Source organism: Psychrobacillus psychrodurans (genome assembly GCF_050209195.1).
In the GTDB taxonomy this organism is placed as follows: Bacteria; Bacillota; Bacilli; order Bacillales_A; family Planococcaceae; genus Psychrobacillus; species Psychrobacillus psychrodurans.
Genome location: NZ_CP189791.1, coordinates 3899769 through 3918971 on the forward strand (window position 1 = coordinate 3899769; position 19203 = coordinate 3918971).

Here is a 19203-nt window from a genome sequence, read left to right on the forward strand (position 1 = left end):
CAAAACACCCCTATTTTGTATATTGGTCTATCCAATTGGTCGTTGTATTTTTCATTAGCGGTTGTTGAACTTTCTCTTTAAATACAGCAGGATCTATTAAGATATCAAAGTCTGATCCAAACCATCGTTCCACGTTCTCCCTTGTTATCAAATAGGATTGGTCTGAAAAACGCATATTAATTACTTCTAGATTCTTTATCAAAACAAAAGCTGCAGTTGAATTGTATATAACCGACTTCTCATCACTACTAGTATTGTACTTTACAATAGATGTGAATGTATCTGGTTCCAATTCTACTATATCTCTGTGATTAGAAAGTGGAAGATTATTAAATAGATTTGTGATATTAGAATTATTACCCATATATTCATTTTCGTAGGCAAGTACTTTTTTAAAGTTATGAGTCTCTATAGAGAGTTGTTCCACATCTTCCTGCTCTACTTGTTTCTGATTATTGCTTAGCACATAAACTACACCTAGCAATAATATTAAAGCAATTGCAATAACTAATCCGATTGTCTTCTGCAAATATTTCACCCCTGACACTTACTAACTCATTAGACTTACGCGATTAATCAGAACTTATCCACATTCTTTATCTACTAAAAGCTCTTCCAGCAAGTTATCCACATGTGGGTAACTTGCTGGAAGAATCTATATTCATACAGCTGTGGATTAAATTTTACTCATTGTATCGTTAATCTACCTTCGACACTCACTTGAATTGTTTTTCCAGCTTCTAGCACAATTTCTAATGGAGAAGTTTCACTGACTTTTTTAGAAAAATACCATCGCCGCTTTGGAGGAACTAATAAAATAAACGTATCTTTTTTTCCTAAAAAGTTTAACTCATCTGGTTCAATTTGGAAATGACCTGAAATAGGAATACCAATTTCTTGTAGCTTCTCTCCTGCTTCTTCTACAAATGGGGTAGTAATACTTACCTCACTTAGATTTAAAAATGACTCAATGCTGAAGTCACTCCATTTATCTACATTTCGTCTAGCAATAAGTTCAATGACGTTCCCCGCAGGATCCTCAAAGTAAAATGCATCTGCTTCAAATCGAGCATAATATATTTCATCAACTGCTGCTTCTCTATTTAGTATTATTCTTTCTTTTGCCCAATGCTTCGCAAGTGTAAACTGATTACCCGGTATATTAATAGCGAAATGATACGAATTCTGTAATTCGGAATGCCGAAAAATAAGCGTCGTAGTTCCAATAGATATTTGAAAATGTTCGTCTGTTGATGCTTCTATAGGAATTTCTAAAACATTTCCATAGAACCCTCGCAATTGTTTTAATTGATTCGTATATAGAGATACCTTCTTAAACATGTTTTCCCCTCCATTACTTAACGTCAATCAGTTCAAAACGCTCGCAAACAAGTAGCATGTCTTCTGAAAATATCCTACCTACACCCTTTAACTCGTTTGTGAAAAATTCGATATGTACCTTCCGCCAATGTTCGTAGGAGCGATCACCTTCTCCTTCCGCATAAGCAAAGTCCGAGGGTACTTCGTTCATAGGCATTATTTTCACGTCGGACGTGCGTATTATACAAACAGGTTCATCCTTACTATTAAGCACAACACTATAATCATCCGCCTTTGGAAATGGCTCTTTCTCTAATTCATAAAGTAGATGTAACGAGCATGTAGCGGATTTTACTCCATTCTTTACTAGCTGAGCCAGTTCATCTGGGATTCCACCAAACTGCCAAGAAGTTACCGATAATGGTGTTTCTTTTCCTTTCCAATAAGTATCCCAATACTTTTGCGCTAATTTATTCATATATAAAACCTCATTCAACTTTTATTTTTTTCGTTAAATTCAGTATATTAAACTATTTCCATAATTACTATTGCAACTTGGTGGATTTATACTTACAACGTATGCTATAACAATAACACTGCAACTAATTGATCATGATTTCATTATGATTGTATGTATTTTACTTCAATAGAATGCTCGAACTATCCACTTACAAAGGAGCTCATACAAATGACGAACAAACTCTATTATGATGATTCTAGAATTCAATCCTTTCAAGCGAAAGTAATAGAACAACAAGCTGATTATGTTGTACTTTCCGATACCGCCTTTTACCCTACTGGAGGTGGGCAGCCGCATGATCTCGGTCTATTAAACGGTATCGAAGTGACAAATGTAGAAGTATTAAACGGTGAAATAAGACATTTTCTTTCTTATCCTTTACCTGAAAATACGACGGATGTAAATGGGCAGATTAACTGGGAGCGACGTTTCGATCATATGCAGCAGCATGCTGGACAGCATATTCTATCAGCAGCCTTTGAACAATTATATGGATACCAAACGATTAGCTTTCATCTAGGGAAAGATATAGTCACGATTGACTTAAATATCACAGAAGTGTCCGAACAACAATTAACGGAAGCGCAACAACTTGCAAATCAAATCATTCTCGAAGATCGTCTTATTAAGACAAAATGGGTAACGGAAGAGGAATTATCCAATTATAATCTGCGTAAAGAGACATCTTTAAAAGAAAATATTAGACTCGTCATAATTCCCGACTTCGATTACAATGCGTGTGGTGGAACTCATCCAACATCAACAGCACAAGTACGTGCCATCAAAATTCTGCAAACAGAGAGACAGAAGAAGATTGTTCGAGTGGAATTTATTTGTGGAGAAAGGATTATTACGCATTTACATAGAAAGCATAAGGTACTAACAAACTTAGTTAGCACATTAAGTACTCCTGAAGATAAAATAATGAATGCAACAAAAAATCTCTTAGAGCAAAATTCAAGACTCGCAAAACAAGTAGCAGATTTATCAAATTCTCTTTTAACATATGAAGCACAAGAGTTAAGAGAAAATGCTGATGGAAATACAATCACTTGCATATTTGAAAATAGATCCATGCAGGAGCTTCAAAAACTTGCAAAATTAGTAATTAATGATATGCCAAACGCAATATGTATTTTGGTTTCAAATAATGAGGACAAATTACAAATCATTGCTGTAAGAGGAAACTATGTAGAACAAAGTATGAAAGAGTTAATTGCGCTTGTCCTTCCATATATCAATGGAAAGGGTGGCGGCAATGAGCGAATGGCTCAAGGTGGTGGAGAGAAAATTTTAACAAGTGAGCAGTTAATTGAAAAGGTAATATCCTATATCTGATAGGCACCGTTCCACAAATATCCTCCTTACATATACTAAGTTGATTACTTTATGAAAGGAGGATTTAACAATGAACAATCAATTTCCTTTTCCACAAGATTCAGGAGGTCCTCAAGGTTTCCCTTCAATTGAAGGTCAACAATTCGGAAATCAACTGTTTCCTGGAAGCATGATGCCTCCATTCGGACAACAACAGTTTCCTGGGAATATGTTCCCTCCATTCGGGCAACAGGGGCCATCATTTCCTCCTAGTTTCCCACCAGGTGGGCAACAGGGTGGACAACAAGGAGCTCCAACTAGTCCCCCACCTTCTTTCGTTCCACAAAGACAAAGCGTTGGAGTATTTGCTGTAGATCCTGGCTCTATACGTGGATGCTTGTTCCGCTTTACTTATGTATGGTTGAATAATGGCAATGCTTTTTGGCTTTACCCAACACATGTCGGAAGAAGATCTATTGCAGGTTTTAGATGGAACGGATTCCGGTGGTCTTATTACGGAACCGACTTAGAGAGAATTTCCTCTTTTCAATGTTTTTAATACGGTGAATCTACCGAGCATACTGCTCGGTTTTTTTATTTTAGGAATTTTAAAAACAATGGTATTTCTCGTATAACGCATGTAAATACTCTTTACAAATGTTATTATACAAAGTAAAATATACTTAGCTAGCTAAATAAAATGCATTTACATTAAAGGAGTGCTACAGTCGATGAATCCACTTATTCACGAGCTTTTTCAAAGATCTCGTTTTTTAACACAGGAAGCTAATCATACATTAAAACAGTTTAACTTGTTTACTTCTCAGTGGTCAGTTCTTTACTGTATACAACGACATAAAGAAATGACATTGACACAAATTTGGAAATACTTAAACGTGGAAGCACCTACTATTACAAGAACTGTAAATAGATTAGCTGAGCTTGGCTGGATCGAAATCTGCTCTGGTAAAGATAAACGAGAGAAAATTGTAAAACTGTCTGAACATGCATTACAGCAGTACCCTGCTATCAAAACAGCTATGATGGAATTTGAGGATCAAATGGTCGCAGGTTTATCCAAAGAAGAAGAAGTTCAGTTGTTTGAACTCCTAAAAAAAATTAGATAAATTAAAACTTCCATTAGTTGGTTTTCACAGGCAGTTCTTTCCAGCGGTCACTTGGGTTGAGCCTTGTAGCGGGAGTATTACTGCCCATCTAAAACGATATAGACAGGAGGAATATTACCTTGAAAGATAAAGAGCCTATATGGACGAAAGCTTTTCTTAGTTTGTTTACTACAAACTTTTCTATTTTCATTATTTTTTACGGACTCGTATCCGCACTTCCACTTTACGCCACTGATGTACTGTCGCGTTCAGACGAAGATGCGGGTTTATTAATGACTATCTTTTTAATTTCCGCAATTCTTACTCGACCTTTTTCTGGCAAGATCTTAGAACTTTTTGGAAAACGAAAGGTATTATGGCTAACTTTGTTCCTGTATTTAATATGTACAGGGCTTTATTATTTTATCGAACCTTTTGAAGCTTTATTAGTACTTCGGTTTGTACAAGGTATTTTCTTTAGTATCGCCACTACGGCGAGTGGTTCCATGGCTGCGGATAATATCCCTATTTCTAGACGTGGTGCTGGACTTGGTTATTTTACTATGTCAACAAATTTAGCGGTTGTTGTCGGTCCGTTAATTGCTTTGACACTCATGCAAAACTTCTCATATGATGCGATGTTTTTATCCTTAACGGTTTTACTACTAATTGGTTCCATTGCTGCATTATTGATACCTGCAGATAACAAGTCCAGAGCTACCGTTCCTAGATCTAAGTTAACGTGGAATGATCTTTTTGAGAAAAAAGCGTTACCTGTTGCATTAATAGCTAGTTTAGTCGCTTTTTCTTATGCTAGTGTACTTTCATACCTCTCTATTTACTCTCAAGAAAAAGGAGTACTTCACTTAACAAGTAGCTTTTTCGCTGTCTTTGCAATCATGATGCTAACTACGCGACCATTTACAGGTCGTATTTTTGATGAAAAAGGACCTAAATATATTGTTATTCCCGGTCTTGTCTCTTTCATGATTGGACTTGCTTTACTTGCTTTTATGAACTCGCCATTCCTTTTCTTACTCTCCGGTGCATTTATAGGATTAGGCTATGGTGCCGTCGTTCCAAGTTTTCAAACACTTGCGATACAGTCTACAAAGACTGAGCGAAGTGGATATGCTACAGCAACATTTTTTACACTTTTTGATACCGGTCTCGCAGTAGGGTCCTACATTCTTGGACTTGTTGCCACTCAGCTCGGCTATCAGAACTTGTATCTATTCTCTATTATTTTCCTTGTTATCGCGCTTGTTCTATTTATATTACGAGTAAAAAAAGTACAACGTCCTATGTAGTAGAGGCGTTGTACTTTTTTGTTGGTAACTTTTTCATCTATTACGTATATATACGCCCTTTATTTGGTAATACTTGTACCATTATAGTATTTCAAGGAGGACAATTAGATGAGAAAACAATTCGTAATTCCACTACTTTTAGCAGTCACGGCACTAGGAGGATGTAATTTCCCTTCTGCAGACGCTGATTTAAAAGATGCAGTGCAGGTTTCAATATTAAACACAGAAGGTAAAGAAGTAGGAAAAGCAACTTTGTCAGAGCATTCAAAAGGAGTGCATATACTATTAAAAGCAGAGGGTCTTACTCCTGGAGTTAAAGCGATTCACTTCCATGAAAAAGCAAGTTGTGAAAAACCTACTTTTGAATCAGCTGGCTCTCACTTTAATCCAACTGGTAAAGAGCATGGTTTTGAAAACCCAAAAGGCTACCATTTAGGAGATTTACCAAACATTGAGGTTGGAGAAGATGGTAAAGTAGAATTGGAGACGGTATCGCCAGCGGTAGTGTTGACTTCGGGAAAAAGTAACTCATTATTAGATACAGATGGTAGCGCCATTATTATTCATGAAAATGCAGATGACTATAAAACCGACCCTTCTGGCAATTCAGGAGGTAGAATTGTTTGTGGAGAAATTAGCAAGTAGTTTGGAGGTATATCATGAGAAAAATTGGCTGGTTACTACTTTTTGTTTTAGCACTTTTCTTTTCTAGACCGTTATGGGAAGAGTATACAGTGGAATACGTTGATCTTTCATTTTTAGAACCAGTAGATGAATGGATTGATTCACTAGAAGTAGAACAATATTTGAATGAAGCAAAAGCGTACTGGATGCAAATAAAAGATGAACCAGCCACCCATATTGCGTCAGATCAAGAAACACTACCAGGAACAGGCATTGAGTTAGACCAAATAAAAATGGGTATGAAAAAAAGTGAGATTGAGAAAATTCATGGTAATGCTAAACGAGTTAGTCTAAATGAATATAATTTAGTATGGCATACTTACCATGAAAACTACCGGAATTTCATGATGGTTTCCTATGATAGTAACAACAGGGTAAACGCTATGTTTACCAATCAACCTTCTGAATCTTCCTTTCTAGGTTTACAAATGAATAGTACTAGAGAAGAGGTACTTTCTCGGTTAGAGGAGCCCATTAAGAAACTGAAAAAAGGTAATATCATCTATCTCCTACCCGACGCTGGTGAATATGATTTGTTTTTAATCGATAATAACTATGTAACATTTTTCTATGATCTTCATGAAAATAATACTATCACTGCCATTCAGGTAGTCGAAAAATCCGTTGAAAAAAACCATGAATCAACTTTTGGAGAGCCCTCCGACGAACTGAAAAAGGGATTTGAATTTCAACTTTTCGACCTCACAAATGCCGCCCGAGTAGTACACGGTCTTTCCGTCCTCTCTTACGATGAAAGTGTGAGCAACACCGCTCGAAAGCATAGTGAGGATATGGCCATTCACAATTATTTTAGTCATGAAAACCTAGAGGGGAAATCTCCGTTTAATCGATTGGAAGAAGATGGGTTGAGCTTTTCCTATGCTGGAGAAAATCTGGCATATGGACAAACTAGTAGTATCTTTGCTCATGAGGGATTGATGAATTCATTAGGGCACCGAAAAAACATTTTAAGTGTCCATTATGAAAATCTTGGCGTCGGTACGGCTTTTGATGAAAAATCAACTCCTTACTACACAGAAAACTTTTTTACAAATTGAGAGGTTGTCCAAAAGTCAGTGCTTACTGATTTCTGTGACAACCTTGTTTTTAAATTTATTTAAAATGCTTCAATGCTTCCCTCTTACTTAAAGGGGCAAGTGTGTGACTTCCTACGAATTCTTGTACTACTTTCGGACGTGTTTTGGCGTATTCTCTTAACACCCAACCAATTGACTTTTGAAGAAAGAACTCTTTAGATGCTGCATGCCGTTCAATGGTCGCAAATAATAGCTCTTCATTCGTTTTCTCCTTGTATTTTAACTGATGTAGAATAGAAGCTCTATTCGTCCACATATTCGATGATTTTGCCCACTCCACCATCACATCTTCACCTTGTTCTCTATTAGACATAACAATATCTCCTACTATCTTAGGTGCGATAGAATCTACACTATCCCACCAAGACTTCGTTTCAATGAGACGTTGACAGTAGGATAAATTCTTTACAGTCAATTGTTGTTTATATTTGCCTAACAATTCAATTGCTATATAATGATATTCTCTTTCCTCTAACTGGAACAAAGCCCATACTTCCTCTTCCATATCTTCGAATGTCGGAAGTTCCATTTCTTTAGTCATCGTTTTGAAAATCATTCGTCGCTCTGGTGTTTTAATACCTAGGAACGGAAAATGGTTTTTCATATACTTACTCATCGGAATTGCATTTTCCTCATTACGATGTGGCTCCATATAATCTTTTACTTTCGCTATTGTCCATTCTTTTTTCACTTGAGATGAAATCCTTTACTTGCTAAAAAGTCAGCCATATGTGGTCTTCTAGGCTTCTCCAGAAAATCAGCCATTGACTTAGTCCAATTTGCTGTTTTTTGATTGGAACCACGGCTTGTATAATATGCTTCCATTGTTTGATCGTACTCTGGTAATAGTACTTCATATTTGGCACTATTATAGCTATTCTCATGCAATATTGCCTCCAATGGAAGGCGAGGTTTCACTTCGTTTTGCTGATCTGGAATACCAAGAGTAATAGCAAATAGAGGAAATACCCCTGTTGGCAAATCAAACAAACGACTAATTGCGGTTGGTTCGTTACGTACCCCACCTATATAACAAATACCAAATCCTTTGGCTTCGGCTGCAATGACTAAATTTTGTGCAAAAAGAGCTACATCAACTGCTCCTACTAACACATTTTCAGTTGTATCTATATCAATATCTGTTTGTTGTAATTTACCCGCCACTTGCAAACGATGAAAATCAGCACATAATAATAATGCCGCTCCAGCAGTTTCAAACTGCTTAGGGTTTTTAGACAATCTACCAAGCTCTTCCTTTTTTTGTTTATCATTTACCCATATAACACTATATGCTTGGACAAAATGAGAACTAGCTGCATGTTGCGCCGTCTCCACAAGCTCAGAAACTTCCTCTTTAGTTAACATGTAATCTTTATATTTTCTGACTGACGAATGCTTTCTTAATAACTCTTGAACCAAGGTTAGAACCCTCTTTCATCGTAAGATTACATATAGTATAACCGATACTTTCATCTGGACGAAATGAAAAGCGAAGTATAGAGCCATTAGCCCTTTACTTCGCTTCATTAATATTATTCTTGTAATTGTTTGTTCTCTTCTGATGTAAATGCTCGGGATCTCGTTAAAAATCGTTTTCCTTCCACACCTTCTAAAGAAAACATTCCTCCCCGACCATCCACCACATCTATAATTAGCTGTGTGTGCTTCCAATAGTCAAACTGACTTTTGTGCATATAAAATGAAACATCACCTATTTTACCAAGAAGTACATCTTGGTCACCAACGATTAAATCGCCATCCGTATAACACATAGGAGAAGAACCATCGCAGCACCCTCCTGATTGATGAAACATAAGAGGTCCGTGCTTACCTTTTAATAGTTCAATGAGTTCTAGTGCAGCGTCTGTAGCAATTACACGTTCAACCATCTACACTCTTCCTTTCTTTTATCCGCATTATCGGTAGGCAGATGAAAGGTTTACTTTATCAAAAGAATCCTTGCTTATTTTCACTATAGCTTACAAGAAGGTTTTTCGTTTGTTGGTAGTGGTTAAGCATCATCAGATGGTTTTCACGACCAATACCAGACATCTTGTATCCACCAAATGCAGCATGTGCTGGATACTGATGATAACAGTTTGTCCATACACGACCAGCTTGAATTTTACGTCCGAATTGATAAGCGGTGTTCATATTACGCGTCCAAATACCGGACCCTAAACCATATAGTGTATCATTAGCAATTTCTAATGCTTCTTCTTTTGTTTTAAACGTTGTTACTGAAACGACTGGTCCAAAAATTTCTTCTTGGAATATACGCATTTTGTTATTTCCTTTGAAGACAGTTGGTTTAATATAGTAACCTTCTGCCAATACTCCGTCTAATTTGTTTTGCTCTCCGCCGATTAAACACTCTGCTCCTTCTTGCTTTCCAATATCTAAGTATGAAAGGATTTTTTCCATTTGTTCATTGGATGCTTGGGCACCCATCATAACAGTTGAATCCAATGGATTCCCTATTTTAATAGCTTCTACACGTGCAATTACTCGTTCGATGAATTTATCATAGATAGATTCTTGAATCAGAACACGCGACGGACAGGTACACACTTCTCCTTGGTTCAATGCGAACATAACGAATCCTTCAACAGCTTTATCTAAAAATGCATCATCTTCATCCATAATGTCTTCGAAGAAAATATTTGGTGATTTTCCTCCAAGCTCTAATGTCACCGGTATTAAATTTTGAGAAGCATATTGCATGATTAAACGACCAGTTGTTGTTTCACCAGTAAATGCAATTTTACTAATACGCGGACTAGATGCTAATGGTTTCCCAGCCTCTAAGCCGAAACCATTTACAATATTCACAACTCCAGGAGGCAAAAGATCTCCAATTAGCTCCATTAGTACTAAAATAGACGCCGGTGTTTGCTCTGCCGGCTTCAAGACCACGCAATTACCTGCTGCAAGTGCTGGTGCCAGCTTCCAAACAGCCATTAGAATCGGGAAATTCCAAGGTATGATTTGTCCTACTACCCCTAGTGGTTCATGGAAATGATACGCAACTGTATCGTTATCAATTTGACTTAAGCCGCCTTCTTGTGCACGAATGGCACCTGCAAAATAACGAAAATGATCAATAGCGAGCGGAATATCGGCATTTAATGTTTCTCTAACTGCTTTTCCGTTATCCCACGTTTCAGCTACTGCTAGTAATTCTAAGTTTTCTTCTATTCTATTTGCAATTTTATTTAATATATTTGCTCTTTCAGCAACTGAAGTGGAACCCCACGCATCTTTTGCTGCATGAGCTGCATCTAAAGCATGCTCAATATCTTCTGAAGTGGAACGAGCAACTTGTGTAAATACTTTACCTGTAACTGGGGTAACATTTTCAAAGTATTGTCCTTTTACCGGGGGTGTCCACTCGCCATTAATATAGTTTTCATACTTGTCCTTAAATGAAACCTTCGAGCCTTCTGTATTCGGAAATGCATAAACCATTTTCTATTTCCTCCCCTTCATATCTATTTAGCACATTCCATATCTTATGCTAGATTCGTTTTATGTATGCGCTTTCAAAACTATTAAAATAAAAAATAGTCTTCATTTCATTTTGACAGACTATACAAAATATTTCAACAATAATAATTTACTGAGAAAATTTATTTTATATTGTTGTTTACTGGACAATTTGCAACGTTTTCATTGTCCGCTACTTGCGTTCATAAGCATTTATTTATGGAATAGGAACTTACTATTCTCTCTTTCTTACAAAGCTTTCCTACTTTCTATATACAGAATTTTTCTATAAAATAAGTATAGGATTACTTTTAGAAAAGAGGAGATTAACATTGAGTGATTTAGCGAGTGAATTGAAACCTGTCAAAACCCCTCACCGTAGCACCCCCAAGAAAGTCGTATTCGTACGTTTACTCATGATTGCCATAGGAGCTATATTAATGGCTATTGGATTAGAATTATTTCTAGTTCCTAATCAGATATTGGACGGTGGCGTTGTAGGCGTATCCATCATCCTGTACCACTTAACTGGAGTCCGTTTAGGGATCTTTATATTTGTCCTGAACATTCCATTCTTTTTCCTCGGATATAAACAAATAGGAAAAACCTTTGCATTATCTACACTATTCGGTATTACCATACTATCGATATGCACTTCTTTCTTACATAATATTGATGCTATCACTCCTGATTTATTACTTGCCACTGTTTTTGGTGGTATTGTTTTAGGCACGGGCGTTGGGCTCGTTATTCGTTATGGAGGCTCTTTAGACGGTTCCGAAATTCTTGCAATTTTATTTAATAAGGCTACCCCATTTTCAGTTGGGGAGATCATCATGATTATAAATCTGGTCATCTTTACAATTGCTGGTTTTGTCTTCACGTGGGAACAAGCAATGTATTCGTTTTTAGCTTATTTTATAGCCTTTAAAACAATAGATATTGTCATTCAAGGATTAGATGAGTCAAAATCAGTCTATATCATTAGTGAAAAGATAGAAGATATCGGTGATGCTATTATGGATCGTTTAGGACGTGGTGTAACCTATTTACATGGTGAAGGTGCTTTTACTGGAGAAAACAAAAAAGTTATCTTTACAGTCATTACACGATTAGAAGAGGCAAAATTAAAGTCTATCGTAGAAGAAATAGATGACCATGCATTTTTAGCAGTCGGCAATATCGCCGAGGTGCGTGGTGGTCGCTTTAAAAAGAAGGATATACATTAAGAAAAACTGAGCTAAACGACATACCCGTCCCTTTAAGGCCAAAACCTGTTTCTATCGTTTTCGAAGGGCCTTGGACAGACGTTTTACTATATTATTACCGAGTGAATTTTTGTGGTATTGGTTATGACGTCCGTCACAACCAATACCACTTTTTACGGTAATCTTATCTTATGGCGTTTTTCTGTCCGTCACCCTTCTATAACTCTTAGAAAGAGGTTATTACGTTTTTGGATAACTAGAGAAATGATACTTTCCAAATGATAGAGCAAGCTCACGAAGATGCAATTTCGTGAGCTATTTCACTTCTATATAGTAAACACTTATTATTTCTCTTTATTTCCACTAGTATAAAAGAAAATCTAGTTTCTCCATAGCCCTTACAGAACAGTGTCCCTAATTCAACAGACAGTTTATCCCGCCATTAACTTTGACCACTCTTATCATCTAAGCGATAGACTGTGCAACATCTTTTCTTGTAGTACTACACATTATATTGATTGTAGTGAAAAGTGGCGACTTCTACGGGATGAGTGAGACAGATAAACCATCACATCGACGCGCAAGCGACGGTGATGGTTCATCTCACACCCTGCGGAACGCGTCCACCTGTAACGAAAATCGAAAGTATCATTCGTTCTTTTAAGTTTCATGAACCCAGTGTTCACGCTATATTATACGAACGCTTTTTCTTTATCAAGCATTGTTCCATTGTTTGCTAAGTTCGCATGGAATGAAAATGCTTTTTCTAAGACATGTGGAGTTTGTCCACCTCTAGTTAATGCTTCTCCATAGTAATCACGTAACTGCTTTTTGTATATTGGATGGACACAGTTATTAATGATCAACTCTGCACGTTCTCTAGGTGCTAAACCGCGAAGGTCTGCATATCCCTGCTCTGTTACTACTACATCTACATCATGCTCTGTGTGATCCACATGAGCTACGAATGGCACTATACTAGAGATGTTACCACCTTTGGCAATGGATTTCGTTACAAAAATAGCTATTCTTGAATTGCGGGCGAAATCCCCTGAACCGCCAATCCCGTTCATCATTTTAGTACCTGAAATATGAGTAGAGTTAACATTTCCATAAATATCAAATTCTAAGGCTGTGTTAATAGAGATAAGTCCTAAACGACGAATAATCTCAGGATGATTCGTAATTTCCTGTGGTCTTAACACTAATTTATCTCGGTACTCTCCAAAGTTACTATATACTTTATCCATCATTTCTTGTGAAAGTGTTATTGAGCATGCAGATGCAAAGTTTACTTTGCCGGCATCTATTAGTTCAAATACAGAATCTTGAAGGACTTCTGAGTAAACTTGTAGTTCTTCGAATTCAGAGTTAATCATGCCACCTAGCACGGCATTAGCAACTGAACCTATACCTGCTTGAAGTGGAGCTAGCTTATTAGTTAATCTACCGGTTTTAACTTCTTCACGAAGGAACGAGATTAAGTGCTGTGCCATTTCCTCTGTTTCATGATCTGGAGGAACAATCGGAGATGGCGAATCGGAATAGTTTGTAAATACGATTCCTTTTACTTTGGACGCATCAAAAGGAATCCCTATTTGACCGATACGATCTTCTACTCTCGTCAAGGGAATCGGTTGTCTGCTTCCTTGCGCAGCTGGTTCATATATATCATGAAGTCCTTTTAACATTTCGGATTGCTCTACGTTAATTTCTATAATTATATTTTTTGCTTGCGAGACGAAGGTTGTGGAATTACCCACAGATGTTGTAGGAATAATCATTCCATCTGAAGTAATTGAAACCGCTTCCACAATTGCGAAATCAATTGTTGGTAATACGCCGGAACGGATTAACTCCGATGTGTGAGACAAATGCTGATCAACAAATAAGTGATCTCCTGCATTAATATGTTTGCGCATAGTTGCATCCGCTTGAAATGGTAACCGTTTATGCACAATTCCTGCAGCAGATAATAATTTATCAATATCAGAACCTACGGAAGCACCGGTAAATATATTCACTTTAAAAGATTCATTCACCGCTCTTTCTACCAATGCAAGTGGAACCGCTTTCGCGTCACCGGCACGTGTAAAACCACTTAACCCTAATGACATACCATGTTCAATCCATGAAGCAGCTTCTTCCGCTCCAACCACTAAACTATGTAAACTAGTATCCTTAACACGATCTAAATTGTTACACATATACGTATCCCCCTCAAAAAACGCGTTTAAATAATTCTACCCTCTTTTGTCACAATTTTATTAAAACTTGTCAAAGACATTTTTTATTTGCCTCAAGCAGAATATTTTTATACTAGAACAGAACAAATTATGCTTTTCGTTTCTTCTACCTCCTTTATCATTAAAATTACAAAAAAACGCTTGAATGACGGAGAAATTACCCCTTATTCAAACGTTTAATATTAAAACCCTAGTAGTTTTCGGAAATAACTTGCATAGGACTGACTGACAGAAATTCTTTCTCCATTTACCATTGCTAATAAAAATGTTGAATGTGTGTCTGGGAAAATCTCTTTAATTTGATGCACATTGACGATAAAAGAACGATGACAACGAATGAACATTTCGCGTGGAAGTCTAAACTCAAAGTCTTGAAGAGAACTAGTGTGGGTTCCTTTAAAAGACTTGGTAACAATATGGGTTTTACGATCTTTCGCTTCAAGATATATCACGTCAGAAAAAGGGATTGGAATCCATCCGTCCTGTGTCTTTATAGTAATCACCGATTTTCCATCTGTAAACGCCGGATAGATAGCTAACACACAGCCTTCTATTTCTCCTTGATTCCAAAAAGGTACTGCCATCCCATGATACGGGACACCAAAAACTTCTCGATTGATAAATTCAGATACTTTTTGTCTATTTTGTATTGCTTTATATGCTAATGTCTCCTCTTTTAATAAATCTCCAGGAGTAATTTTCAAATCAATACGCTTACTAGGGCGATAATATATATACTTTTCCGTATCAGAGACTGCAATAGAAACTTCATCTGAAAATAATTCTCCAACAACATCTAATAAGGCAACTATGGATAAATCCTTCATCCTCCAACTCCCTTCCTATTAGCTTATTCACAAACAACTATTTCGCGTATAAACTGTTGTTTTTTCGTAATACAGCGGTCTTTTATATGTAAACCTACTGTTTCCAATCGATCATCCATCGATTCTATCGTTACAATTACTACTTTTTGGGCAATTCTACGGGCATGCTTTAAAATGGTAAACTGTTCTTCCCAAGATGCATTAGTATACAAATTATAAGGCAAATCTATAATCGCTACGTCATACATCTCTCCAATGTCTTGAATGGCACTCTTTCGAACATCTCCATTCAAACCAAAATAAGCAATATTTTCTCGAGATCCTTCACATACAAGTGGGTTAATATCTCTTCCCACAATATCTATACCCATCGATAATGCTTCAACCAGTACTGTACCAATTCCACAGCAAGGATCAATAGCCCTCACACCTTTCGGATGTGGAACTGCGATATTAGCTACCGCTCTGGCTACTCTTGTACTAAGGGCAGTAGAATACTCACGCGGTTTCTTTATATGATTAAACCAAATAGGCTCACTTTTCGTGTATAACCCGAAATACCAACGATCACCAAATGGAACTATTGCAAACAACTGATCCGGATGATGTAAATCGAAATCACCTTGCATTTCACTTCCAATAGTCCTTTCTATATGAAGTCGTTCCGCATTCTCAATCTTATCAATGCCTTGTCGATCATTTATTTTTAAGAAAATAACTTTATTCGTTTCACCCTCTGAACCGAAATTCGGGGCTTGAGCGATAATTTCCTTTACTGTGTCCCCTTCTGCTAAAACTTCTAATCTTCCTTTCATAAAAGGGCTTCTACTAGGATCTATTTTTACAGGACTCTTTAAAATTTTCATTTCTGTGTCTATATCAAAAAAAGAGCGCATCTCTAGATGACATAGAGAACGCTCGGCCTCATTATACGCGTATGTATATATAAATGCCGATTGTCGGCTGTTGTTTATCAATGTTATTCCCTCCAATAGTACTTCTATTATACCACGGGTAGCTGTTCAAATCATTTTGGTGTAGTGAATAGTAATTCATAATTCAATAGAATATAATACAATTAAGTTTCAGAATTTTTGGTTAAATGGGGGGATGTAGATGAAATGGGACGTCATTGTAGTCGGTGCTGGACTTGCAGGACTAGTTGCTACCGCTGAACTTGCGGAGGCTGGAAAGAAAGTTTTACTGCTAGATCAAGAACCTGAAGCATCACTTGGAGGGCAAGCTTGGTGGTCGTTTGGAGGATTATTTCTAGTAGACTCCCCAGAACAACGAAGATTAGGAATTCATGACTCCTATGATTTGGCTTGGCAGGATTGGTTAGGAACTGCAGGCTTCGATCGTGAAGAGGATGAAGATCACTGGGCAAGAAAATGGGCGGAGGCTTATGTTCGCTTTGCGGCAGAGGAAAAACGAAAATGGCTTCATGCACAAGGTATTCGATTTTTCCCTGTAGTAGGTTGGGCAGAACGCGGAGGCTATCTTGCAGATGGTCACGGGAACTCGGTACCGAGGTTTCATATCGTATGGGGTACAGGGCCAGGTATTGTGAAGCCATTTGAGACTAGAGTTCGAGCTGCCATGTCAAAAGGAAATGTTGAATATAAACCGCGCCACCAGGTAGATGAACTTCTTATGGACAATGGACGAGTTATTGGTGTGAGCGGTTCATTATTGACCCCTAGTTCTGCTGCTCGTGGAGAACCAAGCCCTAGAGATGTGATTGGAAATTTTCAATATGTAGCTAAAGCCGTTATGGTAACAAGTGGTGGAATTGGCGCTAATCATGATTTAGTGAGGGAAAACTGGCCTTCTAGACTTGGCAAACCTCCTAAGCAAATGATTTCTGGAGTTCCGGAGCATGTAGATGGACGTATGCTTGCCATTACAGAGAAGGCTGGAGGACGCTTGGTGAACAAAGATCGTATGTGGCACTATACAGAAGGTATTAAAAATTGGAATCCTATCTGGCCACATCATGGGATACGTATACTCCCAGGTCCATCTTCTATTTGGTTAGATGCCACAGGACAGCGTTTTTCTGCTCCTAACTTTCCTGGTTTCGATACATTAGGAACACTTGAGGCTATTCAAAAAACTGGATATGATTACTCTTGGTTTATACTTACAGAGAAAATTATTGAAAAAGAATTTGCACTTTCTGGATCAGAGCAAAATCCAGATTTAACCGAAAAGAGTATTAAACAAGTACTGAAGCGAATTTTACCAGGACCTACTGCCCCAGTAAAAGCTTTCATGGAAAAAGGAGAAGACTTCGTCGTATCCGACAATTTAGCCAACCTTGTAGATGGGATGAATAAAATTACCGGGGACAATCTATTAAATTTGGAGCATATTGAGAGACAACTAGTCGCTAGAGATCGTGAAATGGATAATAAATTTACAAAAGATCTTCAAATTACTGCCCTTAGAGGTGCTAGAAACTATATAGGGGATAAATTAATACGAGCAGCATCTCCCCATAAACTATTAGACCCTAAAAACGGCCCTTTAATTGCGGTTCGGTTAAATATCGTAACTAGGAAAACATTAGGTGGACTGCAAACCGACTTAGATGGTCGAGTACTAAATGAAAATGGAATTCCCGTACCTGGTCTTTATGCAGCAGGTGAAGTAACCGGGTTTGGCGGAGGCGGAGTTCATGGATATCGCTCTTTAGAAGGGACCTTTTTAGGAGGTTGTATCTTTACAGGAAGAGAAGCTGGAAGAGCACTGGTTCGCAGATTAAATCAAAATTAATAAGAAAACTATTCTGATTGAGGATTTGAAATATTTACAAAAAAAGTATGAAGGATTCCAAAACTCATTACTTAAAAGACGACATGATTAGTATAGTCATGTCGTCTTTTATTGTTTTTATATATTACCGCTCTTCCTCACTGTAAGTAGTTATATATTTCTTCCCCAATTTGAGAAAGAATTCGCTTCGATATTAAATCGTCTTCATCTTTTGATAAAACCGTTGCGACAAACTCTCGGTCACCTACATAAAAAATTCCAACGTCGTGACGAGTTCCCGGAATCCACCCTGTCTTATTAGCTAACTCCCATGGTGCCTTTCCATGATCAAAATCAGAATATGGAGAAGGTAATTTCTCTGGCAAACAATCACGTACTTGTTGTTTTTTCATGACATCTACCATTTGGTCACTAGCTTTATTACTCACTAATCCCCCTATAGCCATCCCATGTAAAAGGACACTAATGTCCACAGCTGCTATGCAATTAGCACCTTTCGGATTAGGCTTACTCAACATAAGCTTGTTAAGAAAAGTACTATATACCATACCAACTTCTTTCATCGTATTTTGGATACTTTCTACTCCTACCAGGTCGATTAATAGATTTGTTGCTGTATTATCACTTTGGATAATCATCAGCATAATAATGTCTTTAAGAGGTAACGATGAGCCCGGAGTAAAATGTTGAATTACACCTGAGCCTCCCACATAATCTTGTTCATCAAGGATTATTAAATCGGTGAGAGCTAAATCTCCCCGTTCCACTGCACTATATACCGAGGCCATTATAGGTAACTTAATAACACTTGCCGCATAAAAAAGCTCCTGTTCGTTATGCTCCCATTTCTCCCCTGAATTCAAATCCTCTAAAACGATTCCCCAAGTCCCTTTTGACGGTACAATCAATTTCTCAATCCTACTTACAAGCTTTTCCAAAATACATCCCCCTATAATAAATCAATTTGTTTTATTATAGATCACAGTTACTTATTTGAATATTACAACAAATAGAAAAAGTGAACCGAATTGCATCAGTTCACTTTTATGGTGTCTTATAAATCTTGATAATCTCTTTGATATTTACCGCCGTCTTTTACTTCTGAATGATATAGAGCCTTTAAAGCAAAGCTTTTCTCTAAATCATGCTCCTTCATAACCTCTTTTAACCGCTTGCTTAATTCTGGGCTATATTTTACTAACTCTTCCATTTTAGATTTCGAATATTGCATATTGTATTCCTTCTTCCTTCGTTGTTTAGTCTTCCTAGTATAGCACTGAACAGGTTGTTTCACCGTAATTTGT

20 protein-coding genes are annotated in these 19203 nt (G+C 37.3%); 8 read left to right on the forward strand and 12 right to left on the reverse strand.

The window, feature by feature from the left end:
• Positions 1-10: 10 nt before the first annotated feature.
• The 3 genes from ACQCPR_RS19395 to ACQCPR_RS19405 form a co-directional block, all read right to left on the reverse strand.
• Positions 11-529 carry a DUF4825 domain-containing protein gene (locus tag ACQCPR_RS19395; protein ID WP_427137822.1) on the reverse strand — a complete coding sequence of 173 codons (519 nt, stop codon included), beginning with the start codon at positions 527-529 and terminating at the stop codon, positions 11-13.
• 158 nt (positions 530-687) lie between these two features.
• Positions 688-1341, reverse strand: a complete 654-nt coding sequence (locus ACQCPR_RS19400; protein ID WP_427137823.1) for a hypothetical protein — start codon at positions 1339-1341, stop codon at positions 688-690.
• A gap of 13 nt (positions 1342-1354) precedes the next feature.
• A complete protein-coding gene (locus ACQCPR_RS19405; protein ID WP_427137824.1) occupies positions 1355-1798 on the reverse strand; it encodes an ASCH domain-containing protein in 444 nt (147 codons plus the stop codon).
• Positions 1799-2008: 210 nt separating this feature from the next.
• Here ACQCPR_RS19405 and ACQCPR_RS19410 point away from each other — a divergent pair, with 210 nt between their 5' ends.
• The 6 genes from ACQCPR_RS19410 to ACQCPR_RS19435 all read left to right on the forward strand — a co-directional run bounded on the left by ACQCPR_RS19410 (position 2009) and on the right by ACQCPR_RS19435 (position 7315).
• Entirely contained in the window at positions 2009-3178 is a 1170-nt protein-coding gene (locus ACQCPR_RS19410) for an alanyl-tRNA editing protein (RefSeq protein WP_427137825.1), read from the forward strand.
• 70 nt (positions 3179-3248) lie between these two features.
• Positions 3249-3716 (forward strand): hypothetical protein, encoded by a 468-nt coding sequence (locus tag ACQCPR_RS19415; RefSeq protein ID WP_427137826.1) that lies wholly within the window; start codon positions 3249-3251, stop codon positions 3714-3716.
• Between the two features lie 172 nt (positions 3717-3888).
• Positions 3889-4284 (forward strand): MarR family winged helix-turn-helix transcriptional regulator, encoded by a 396-nt coding sequence (locus tag ACQCPR_RS19420; RefSeq protein WP_427137827.1) that lies wholly within the window; start codon positions 3889-3891, stop codon positions 4282-4284.
• A gap of 119 nt (positions 4285-4403) precedes the next feature.
• Positions 4404-5573: an MFS transporter gene (locus tag ACQCPR_RS19425; protein WP_427137828.1), complete on the forward strand. Its 1170-nt coding sequence runs from the start codon at positions 4404-4406 to the stop codon at positions 5571-5573.
• Between the two features lie 108 nt (positions 5574-5681).
• The gene (locus ACQCPR_RS19430; protein WP_427137829.1) at positions 5682-6218 is read left to right on the forward strand and encodes a superoxide dismutase family protein; all 537 of its coding nucleotides are present in this window, start codon (positions 5682-5684) and stop codon (positions 6216-6218) included.
• Positions 6219-6232: 14 nt separating this feature from the next.
• Positions 6233-7315, forward strand: coding sequence for a CAP-associated domain-containing protein (locus ACQCPR_RS19435; RefSeq protein WP_090567607.1), 1083 nt, complete (start codon positions 6233-6235; stop codon positions 7313-7315).
• 55 nt (positions 7316-7370) lie between these two features.
• Here ACQCPR_RS19435 and ACQCPR_RS19440 read toward each other — a convergent pair whose 3' ends face one another.
• The 4 genes from ACQCPR_RS19440 to adh form a co-directional block, all read right to left on the reverse strand.
• A complete protein-coding gene (locus ACQCPR_RS19440) occupies positions 7371-8045 on the reverse strand; it encodes a DNA alkylation repair protein (protein ID WP_427137830.1) in 675 nt (224 codons plus the stop codon).
• Positions 8042-8773, reverse strand: coding sequence for an oxygen-insensitive NADPH nitroreductase (gene nfsA / locus ACQCPR_RS19445; protein ID WP_427137831.1), 732 nt, complete (start codon positions 8771-8773; stop codon positions 8042-8044). Before nfsA ends, ACQCPR_RS19440 begins: the two co-directional genes overlap by 4 nt.
• A 113-nt stretch (positions 8774-8886) precedes the next feature.
• Positions 8887-9243, reverse strand: coding sequence for a DUF779 domain-containing protein (locus ACQCPR_RS19450; RefSeq protein WP_427137832.1), 357 nt, complete (start codon positions 9241-9243; stop codon positions 8887-8889).
• A 58-nt stretch (positions 9244-9301) separates the two neighbouring features.
• Positions 9302-10822, reverse strand: coding sequence for an aldehyde dehydrogenase (gene adh / locus ACQCPR_RS19455; protein WP_090567596.1), 1521 nt, complete (start codon positions 10820-10822; stop codon positions 9302-9304).
• Positions 10823-11193: 371 nt separating this feature from the next.
• Here adh and ACQCPR_RS19460 point away from each other — a divergent pair, with 371 nt between their 5' ends.
• Complete coding sequence (locus tag ACQCPR_RS19460) at positions 11194-12069, forward strand: YitT family protein (RefSeq protein WP_420877809.1); 876 nt, start codon at positions 11194-11196, stop codon at positions 12067-12069.
• A gap of 671 nt (positions 12070-12740) precedes the next feature.
• On the opposite strand, the gene ACQCPR_RS19465 is transcribed toward ACQCPR_RS19460, so the two are convergent.
• The 3 genes from ACQCPR_RS19465 to ACQCPR_RS19475 form a co-directional block, all read right to left on the reverse strand.
• A complete protein-coding gene (locus ACQCPR_RS19465; protein ID WP_090567593.1) occupies positions 12741-14255 on the reverse strand; it encodes a succinate CoA transferase in 1515 nt (504 codons plus the stop codon).
• Between the two features lie 221 nt (positions 14256-14476).
• Positions 14477-15121 (reverse strand): LytTR family DNA-binding domain-containing protein, encoded by a 645-nt coding sequence (locus tag ACQCPR_RS19470; protein WP_427137833.1) that lies wholly within the window; start codon positions 15119-15121, stop codon positions 14477-14479.
• A gap of 23 nt (positions 15122-15144) precedes the next feature.
• The gene (locus ACQCPR_RS19475; RefSeq protein WP_139219699.1) at positions 15145-16095 is read right to left on the reverse strand and encodes an RsmD family RNA methyltransferase; all 951 of its coding nucleotides are present in this window, start codon (positions 16093-16095) and stop codon (positions 15145-15147) included.
• Positions 16096-16237: 142 nt separating this feature from the next.
• Here ACQCPR_RS19475 and ACQCPR_RS19480 point away from each other — a divergent pair, with 142 nt between their 5' ends.
• Positions 16238-17899 (forward strand): FAD-binding dehydrogenase, encoded by a 1662-nt coding sequence (locus ACQCPR_RS19480; protein ID WP_427137834.1) that lies wholly within the window; start codon positions 16238-16240, stop codon positions 17897-17899.
• A gap of 137 nt (positions 17900-18036) precedes the next feature.
• Here ACQCPR_RS19480 and ACQCPR_RS19485 read toward each other — a convergent pair whose 3' ends face one another.
• Both ACQCPR_RS19485 and ACQCPR_RS19490 read right to left on the reverse strand, forming a co-directional pair.
• A complete protein-coding gene (locus ACQCPR_RS19485; RefSeq protein ID WP_427137835.1) occupies positions 18037-18837 on the reverse strand; it encodes a serine hydrolase in 801 nt (266 codons plus the stop codon).
• A 116-nt stretch (positions 18838-18953) separates the two neighbouring features.
• Positions 18954-19130 carry a hypothetical protein gene (locus tag ACQCPR_RS19490; protein ID WP_090567581.1) on the reverse strand — a complete coding sequence of 59 codons (177 nt, stop codon included), beginning with the start codon at positions 19128-19130 and terminating at the stop codon, positions 18954-18956.
• Positions 19131-19203 lie beyond the last annotated feature (73 nt).